Raw genomic sequence first — 7759 nt, forward strand, 5'->3', positions numbered from 1 at the left:
ATCCTTTTCATGATAATTCTCGCTACGGCGCTATTTTGAAGCGTTTCCGGGCTCTGCTACTGCGTCGCTTTCGCCCGTTCGAAACGCTTGCCACTGTGCTTCAAGCTCCACGGACCGACTGTCGCAGGCCGTCCCTGAGCGCCATTGATTTACGATAAAGCGAGTGAGTGTCGTGGCATCTGCCCATTGGTCCCTGTCTACATAAGGCAAACAAGAAGGCCAGCCAAATGCCCAACCTAACAAACGCTCGAAATCACGACCTTTGTGAGTGTTGATCTGTTTAGCCACGCCTGTTGCCTGAAATCCTGACCATTGCACGTGACTCAGGAGATCGACAGACCAAATCCAAGTGCTGTCGACACCCGCCAATTCTGCCATTTGATCGGGTTGACAGGCTGATAGCACCTGAAGAAACCGAGTGTCATAAGCTCTGATCAGACAGGGGCCAGCGGTTTCCAGATCGACAGACAGCATGCCGCGCAAACCGGCAACGGCTTTTTCAACAGCACTTTCGGTAAACACAAACAACAGCCCCTTGTCAGCCCATTGTGACAGGGCATGCTGACAGAACTGGCTACCAACCACGGTATCAACAATGATCGGGCCGGCATCTGCAAAGGTTTCCAGAGGGCTATCCTCAAACAGCCAGCACCAGTTCGGATCGTCGCATTCCGAGTACAAAGCTTTGGTAACTTCGTATTCGTCGCACTGGGCCGCATCCACAATTAAAAGGCAACGCTGGCCAGGCTGAAGCTGCCATTCGCGAGTGGCCTCCTGAAATGTGTTCAGGCAGGCGCGATCAGGCAACGCAGGGGCAATTGTCGACATTGCAGCTTCCGTCCTGTTTTTTCTGGCATATTTTAGTCGCCGGCGCGCGCTCGGCGGCAGCCGTCAGGAGCGTGTTGCGATCAACTCGCTCGGCAAGTGGCCTTTGCCCAACAGTTGCCAGCTCCACGGGCGCCACGGCCCCACCGTTCTTCTCCACCAATCCCGGCATCCTCGGCAACTGAACCTTCTGGCCGCCCCCCTTGCCAGCGCCACCACCGGCGTTCATTTTGATAGAGGCCCCACCCAAGGAAACACCGCTGGGATCAATCTTCACGAAGCTGCCGCCGGCATTCAGGGTGATTTCGGCACCCGCTTCGATGACGGCTTTCTGGCCGGCCTTGATGTGCAACTCAGTGCCGGAATCGCTGAGCCAGGCGGTGCCGGCTTTCAGGTGCAGGGTGCCGGTTACGTTGAAACTGTGATCTTTGCCGGTCCGTTCACGTTTTTCGCCGTCGGTGGTTTGATGCTTTGCGCCTTTTACATGGCTGAAACGGTCATTCTCAACGGTCAGGTGGCTGTCGTTCCTGATGACTTCGGTGCGGTTGTGTTCGGTGAACAGGTCCAGGTCTTTTTGCGCGTGAACGTAGACCTGTTCTTTGTCCGCCTCATCTTCAAAACGCAGTTCGTTACTGCCCTCGCCCTTGTGGGTCTGGGTTTTCAGGGTGGTTCTTGTTTTGTGTTCCGGCAGCGCGTAAGGCGGTGTGTTGGTGGCGTGGTAGGTTCGGCCGGTAATGATGGGCTGATCCGGGTCGCCGAGAATCACGATGGAGGGGCTCTTCGGTGTTTGTGGACGAACTGTATCCGGCATTCCCTGCGCAGCTTGCGCAGTGCCGTATCAAGCGGGCGGATGAGAGTAAGGCACTTCGGCAAGAAAGACGATCCCAGCCGTATTGATGTCTGCGATCAAATGCTGCGCACGTAATTTAGCTCCATTTGTGTTTGTGCAGTTTGGTCATGTTGTCCTGTTGAAACGTTTTGTAACTTTCATCGTCCATATTGCGCCAGTACTGCGCATTGCGACCTTTCTTTTCATCGTGTTCGGCCGTTGTGGGGTCGAGATAACGATAAGCTTCAAACAAAGGGATGTCTGGTAGTGGCTTGGTCACATCCATGTATTGGCGAATCAGATCCCAATAGGCCAGCACGTCTTCGCGAAGGGTGGTCGCGGCAACAAGTTGATTTAACGGCAGCGCCCATTCCTGGGTTTTGTGAACCAACACCAAGCGATACCAGACATTACCCTGATGATCCGGCAGGCTAAGCATGTAGCCGTTCCATTCGTGGAAAGGCGCTTGGGCGTCGATCTGACCGGGCTTGTCTGATTTTTCGGGATGATGGAACACAGTGACCTGGCCCGTTCGGCGGCTAAGTTCCCATAGGGGGCCTTTGGGTTCTTTGTAGATAACTTGAGGAAACTTCTTTTCAAGGAAAGCACCGAATCCCCAGCAAAAAAGCAACGGGAAAAACATGTAAGCAAAAACTTGAAACATACCGTCCCAGAACATTTCCTTTAAAGTAACACTAGGAGGCTCTTGGCTCCACACGAGGCCCCACCCCAAGATAAACGCAGGAAACAGCATCAGAAATATCGCACGCCCCCCATGGCGCATCCATAATAGAACCCAGCTGGTTTTTGGGAGGGTCGCGTAACGAATCACTTCTTCATCCAGTCGGCCATGATAAGTATGGCGTTCCTCCAGCTCCGTAACGCCTTTTCTTTTCTCCTCAGCCTTATTGTCTCGCAGCCCCTCTGGTGTCCAGATATCCACAAAGACCGTGGGATAGACATAGCTTAAGCGCTCTCTGGAAAGCGGCGGGCCCATGGTCCAACCCTTCTGAAAAAGCGCGCTTTGTTGATTGGGCTCCGACAAGTCCGGCTGCTTGCGGTTGCTACGATACGCGGTGTCTGCGTATGGCTGCTGGCTATCCATAGCGGCTGTCATTAAGCCTCTTCCTTCATCCGGTGTGTTTGCTCGTCGGCCCAAAATGGCTGATTTTCCTCACCGAAATCCGGCTGACTATAATCGTCTGGAGAGTAAGACAGCGCTTCGTCCAATTCCGGCGCTGGAAAATAGCGCCTTTCATCGTCGCTCCAACGCGAATGCCACTGGGCTCGGACGGCCACTGAGCTACCCGTGATCGTGGTCTTGAAAAGACTGTTACTGATTTGATCTTTTGGCAAGGCAATATAATAAGCTCTTCCGTTGGCCAGCGGCTGTTCTAACAACACATCTGGCGACGTTTTTTGCACACGGCGGCGCGTCACCGGGAAGCCATTGGAGCTTGGCTTGTTGCTTATCGTCTTATTTTCGGTGACCAGCCTGAGATGGCTGACCAGGTTACTTTCGTCCAGAAACGATGAGACGTTGTTTTCAATGCGGACTTTGTAATTCACTTGACTCAAGCGCCTCTCCTGTTGGGCATCCAGTTCAACACCGTTTTGCAGTAATTTGACCGGCAGATTACGAACCTTCTCCATTAGAATTCGTGGCTGGGAAAGCAGGCCGACGAGACGATAGTAGGCTTCAGCCGGGTCATTGGCTAAATGGCCGTACATGTCGTCTTGTTCGGTACCAAAGGGACCACGTTTAAGCCAGTCGACCAACGGTGGATCATTAAGCATAACCGCCGCAATTCCACCACCGATTGCCAGCGCAATCCCTATCGCTAGCCAAGCTGCTGGCCCCATGCCAAGAAGAATTAAAGACGCACTGGTCGAGGCGGCACTGGAAAACATCAAGCCGCCCATCAACATCATGCCACCACTTACCGCCGACGCACCGTGCGCAAGCGCTGCATCCCCGTCGCCGGTATCAATCTCGTGCACCATGTCCATCAGCGACACGATTGCGGTAAGACCGCCCGACACTATGCCGCCGAGTAAGCGATAACTCACAACACGCGGCAACGCTTTCGCTAGATTTGGAGAAAAGCGAGCCACCAAGTTGCGATTTATCGAAAAATGCGTGGCATTTAAACCTGAAGTTAATCCTCTCCATTTTCCAACATCAAGAAGCAACCTTTCAGCTGACAATGTTGAAGCGAGAAGCAAATCAAACCCCGTGCTAATAGCCCCTACGGCAGCTCTTGACCGGCCTTGGTTAGCCAAAACTTTATCAAGCAGTCGCGTTTCATTCCAAATATTAAAAGCTTCAATCACCACAATAAAATAAGGCAGCCGAATGTTGTCTGCAATCTCATCCCATCGTTTATATTGCCGCAGTTTACGATGCGCACCAGTGACCTCCGCCGAAGCCGGAGCTGCAAAAACATGCACATCACGCGCTTCAGCGGCGGCCCCCAGATTAGGCATCCTTGAGCGGTTGGTGCTGCCCAGCGGCGTATTGCTGTCCGGCTGATAGAATTCGCCGTAAAAACGTCGGCGTCCATGTTGATTTATGTGTTCCTGTCGTTCTGCTTCAGTGAGCCCGAAGGTCAGGCCGCCCTTCGGGTCAGTGACGCCAAGGATAACCCAGTCGGCCGGTACCGACGAACGAGACACTAATTTGACAGTCCCCAGTAACTTCGGGTCACGCGCTTTTGCCATTCGTAGCAATGGCCCATACAAGCGCGCGTTGATTTGATATGTGTGAGATTTTAGCGTGGTCAGCGCAGCCTGAGATGATTTCTGAATGCCATCAAATATGGTACTGACCGCCGCAGCCCAACGTTTGAGTTGTGTTGTCAGGTTCAGTGATTCGTGTCTTGCGATACCCGCAAGAGCTACGGCAGATAGCGTCTGAAGGCTTTCTGTGTCCGGAGTATTTTTGGCGATGGCCTCAATGTCCCGCGGACGGCAGCGACCGTCACCACAATTCTCATCTGTTTCTCCCTTATCCGTCATTTCGTCGCCGTCACCCGCCGGGAAGAGCATGGCATGCAAGGGCTGACTGCTACCATCAGAAAGGATATCAACCAGTAATTTGTGAGCGCGGTCGGTGTAGGCTTTTTCAACGTTAGCTTCGTTAATTCGCAACTTGTCTGCGGTTCGTGGATTCATCGCCAGAACCTGAACAAACTGTTGAGCAAGGGCAAATCCTTCGATGTAATCGGCGCCTTGCAAGCTAAACAGATCAGCCAGTGCCCATTGCTTTTCAGGGCGCTCGATAATCTCGACAAAATGTTGCTGCCCCACTGCCAGCTCTTCGATTGCCAACTGCCGCTGGGCGGTGCGAAGTGTGAGGTGTAACTTGCTGAACAGATCTGTTTCAATTTCCTCGAGGTGCTTGTGGAGCGGATTTTCCTTGCCGCCCAGATATGCCGGGCCCATGACACGGTAAATCAGCTGGGCACTGTCAGTATTGGGTTGTTCGCCGACAGTCTCTGTCAGCGTGGAGAGATAGCGTTGTGCATCCATCGCCTGAGCCAAGCGGTGGCGAATTTGAAATAGCGGGTCGTCGAGCACCAATGCATGCCAGCCGCGCTCACGAATCGATGCCAGCGCATCTGAGGCTCTCCCGAGAGGTTGCCACATTGCTTGGTCATCAAGGCCATCACACGCTTGCGTTCTCGCAACCTCAAGGGCTGCCACACGCAATGAAGGTGCACCTCGCAACGAAGCGTCCCGATAGTTGGCGGTTTCATAAGCAGATTTTGCGGAGTTGCTGCCTGTTGCAAATGCCTCCTGCTCCTCCACCGCTTGCCCAAACAAGTTGTTGGAGTAGGACCCACTCAGGTCGTGAATGCTTTTCCAGGGTTTGGGCAGGTGCTGCTCCAGATAGGATTCTCGTGTCCGCATTTCAGGCAAATCACTAACACGTGCCCACTGACCTGCCGCATCCGGTATCTGAGCGCGATCCGGATTCCCAGGTTTCGCACAGCGCTGTGATCGGGCACTGGCGTTTTGCTCCAGATAAATCACGCGATCAGCCGACCACTGAACCTCAGAAAAGGCCAGTTCGAATGCATCGATTACAGGTTGTGCCATGCCGCGAACAGGCAACCAGACCGATTCAAGTTGAGAACCCACGGGAGGGCGATGATCCGCATTGAGTGGTTGGCCGGGCGCATTTCGATAGTCTGTCAGGCGCACATCGCTAAAGGCTAGCTGCCCAGAATCCGTATTTGTTACTTCCAACTCGCGCCACAGAGTTCCTTCACGGAAGATATAAACGAAGCCAGACCGGACCGGAACAGGGTGATATACCGGGAGCCCAGGGGCAGGGTTTTGGTCGCGGAGTAGAGTGAGTGGCACAACAGGCCAAATGCGATTCCACTGCAACTCTGACTGGCGTGGTGTTGCTTCGACATCATTAAATAGAGGCACACGAACAGGCGCACCCTCCTCAGATGCAATCTCCAACCAGACATTTTTCTTATCTTTCCCGTCCCAGGGCCAGCAATGAAGCTGCTGTGCGTCCAAGCTTTCGGTCTCAGCCTTGTTCTCGAGCCATTCCTGTTGAATTTGATCGGTTCTATCGTAAATTCGAAATGTATGCGGATCCGGGTTCGCTGTCCCCATCACCTCGATAATCAGCTTTTCGCCTTCACAGGCCAGGCCATTGCTCGTATTGTTTGAGTTTGATTGATGCTCAGACATCCCTGTCATCCTTGCTGTCGTCTTTCGATTTTTCTGATTTATGCACGAACACGTCTGATGGCGTTAGCCCGTGCTTTATCAAGCTTGGCAGGATTGCCCGGTATCACGAATTCAGGATTGTCACTAAACGCCCAACCACCATTCCCGGCATGTTCTTGCCAATAGTGCACACGGGTCACCGCCGCTGGGTTATCCAGACATTGAGGCGCCAGAGCCTCCCAAACCAAGGGGTCGTAAAAGCGCAACAGGCCCGTTCTGCTCTCATCAAAATTAACGGTCAGCCGCTGTCGTGACCAGTCAGCGACAACGTCCAATTCACCAGGAGACTCAACAATCAGTCCGCGCAAACTGTCCGAGTTGGCCATGGCACCGATCGCCCATTTGAAAATTGACGACTTAGGGTGTGCCTGAATCAATGTAGGGCTCTCACCCATATAGACTGCCCATTGAGTGCCAGCAAAAAGTGGAACCCACTGAGGAGCATTTTCATGCTGGTAGAGAGTTTGGCGTACGTCGACAACATTACTTTTTTCCAGAAGCAGGTAAGTCTGTTGATTTTGCTGTTGCTGCAGATCCGGATCATGGTTCATAACGCTTCCTCTATGACATTGCCGTTCGCCCGCAGGGACAGTCGCTCAATGGGCAAGTGCCGTCGGGCTGTTCTTGACACTGTTCGACAACAGCTGTCCTGTTTTTTCGTGCCTGTATAAGCCGGTGGGCCACAATCGGCTTTGGTCCAGCATTTTCTCTATGCCCAACATCCGCCAACTTAACCGGCGCCACGGCCCCACCGTTCTTCTCCACCAATCCCGGCATCCTCGGCAACTGAACCTTCTGACCGCGCCCCTTGCCAGCGCCACCACCGGCGTTCATTTTGATAGAGGCCCCACCCAAGGAAACACCGCTGGGATCAATCTTCACGAAGCTGCCGCCGGCTTTCAGGGTGATTTCGGCACCCGCTTCGATGACGGCTTTCTGGCCGGCCTTGATGTGCAACTCGGTGCCGGAGTCGCTGAGCCAGGCGGCGCCGGCTTTCAGGTGCAGGGTGCCGGTTACGTTGAAACTGTGATCTTTGCCGGTCTGTTCACGTTTTTCGCCGTCGGTGGTTTGATGCTTGGCGCCTTTTACATGGCTGAAACGGTCATTCTCAACGGTCAGATGGCTGTCGTTGCTGATGACTTCGGTGCGGTTGTGTTCGGTGAGTATGTCCAGGTCTTTCTGGGCGTGAACGTAGACCTGTTCTTTGTCGGCTTCGTCTTCAAAGCGCAGTTCGTTACTGCCCTCGCCCTTGTGGGTCTGGGTTTTCAGGGTGGTTCTTGTTTTGTGTTCCGGCAGCGCGTAAGGCGGTGTGTTCGTGGCGTGGTAGGTTCGGCCGGTAATGATGGGCTGATC

At 53.6% G+C, this 7759-nt stretch carries 5 protein-coding genes and 1 pseudogene; all 6 read right to left on the bottom strand.

Annotated features, from left to right (window positions below; genetic code table 11):
* Window positions 1–30: 30 nt before the first annotated feature.
* Complete coding sequence (locus tag ENI00_RS10540) at window positions 31–828, bottom strand: DUF4123 domain-containing protein (protein ID WP_304101813.1); 798 nt, start codon at window positions 826–828, stop codon at window positions 31–33.
* A pseudogene (locus ENI00_RS10545) lies at window positions 800–1582 on the bottom strand (bacteriophage T4 gp5 trimerisation domain-containing protein); the annotation flags it as partial. The pseudogene ENI00_RS10545 and the gene ENI00_RS10540, both read right to left, overlap by 29 nt.
* Window positions 1583–1751: 169 nt before the next feature.
* Complete coding sequence (locus tag ENI00_RS10550) at window positions 1752–2759, bottom strand: hypothetical protein (protein WP_304101814.1); 1008 nt, start codon at window positions 2757–2759, stop codon at window positions 1752–1754.
* An 11-nt stretch (window positions 2760–2770) separates the two neighbouring features.
* Entirely contained in the window at window positions 2771–6367 is a 3597-nt protein-coding gene (locus tag ENI00_RS10555; RefSeq protein WP_304101816.1) for a hypothetical protein, read from the bottom strand.
* A 38-nt stretch (window positions 6368–6405) separates the two neighbouring features.
* Window positions 6406–6957: a DUF4123 domain-containing protein gene (locus tag ENI00_RS10560; RefSeq protein ID WP_304101818.1), complete on the bottom strand. Its 552-nt coding sequence runs from the start codon at window positions 6955–6957 to the stop codon at window positions 6406–6408.
* Window positions 6958–6967: 10 nt separating this feature from the next.
* Window positions 6968–7759, bottom strand: a 792-nt coding sequence (locus ENI00_RS10565; RefSeq protein WP_414674244.1) for a bacteriophage T4 gp5 trimerisation domain-containing protein, incomplete at its 5' end; no start/stop codon positions are given.

Origin of the sequence: Marinobacter antarcticus (assembly GCF_011049865.1) — a bacterium.
In the GTDB taxonomy this organism is placed as follows: Bacteria; Pseudomonadota; Gammaproteobacteria; order Pseudomonadales; family Oleiphilaceae; genus Marinobacter; species Marinobacter antarcticus_A.

Coding starts and splice junctions, on each gene's coding strand:
- ENI00_RS10555 (WP_304101816.1), bottom strand. CDS start 6,367: ATGTCTGAGCATCAATCAAACTCAAACAATACGAGCAATGGCCTGGCC.
- ENI00_RS10540 (WP_304101813.1), bottom strand. CDS start 828: ATGTCGACAATTGCCCCTGCGTTGCCTGATCGCGCCTGCCTGAACACA.
- ENI00_RS10550 (WP_304101814.1), bottom strand. CDS start 2,759: ATGGATAGCCAGCAGCCATACGCAGACACCGCGTATCGTAGCAACCGC.
- ENI00_RS10560 (WP_304101818.1), bottom strand. CDS start 6,957: ATGAACCATGATCCGGATCTGCAGCAACAGCAAAATCAACAGACTTAC.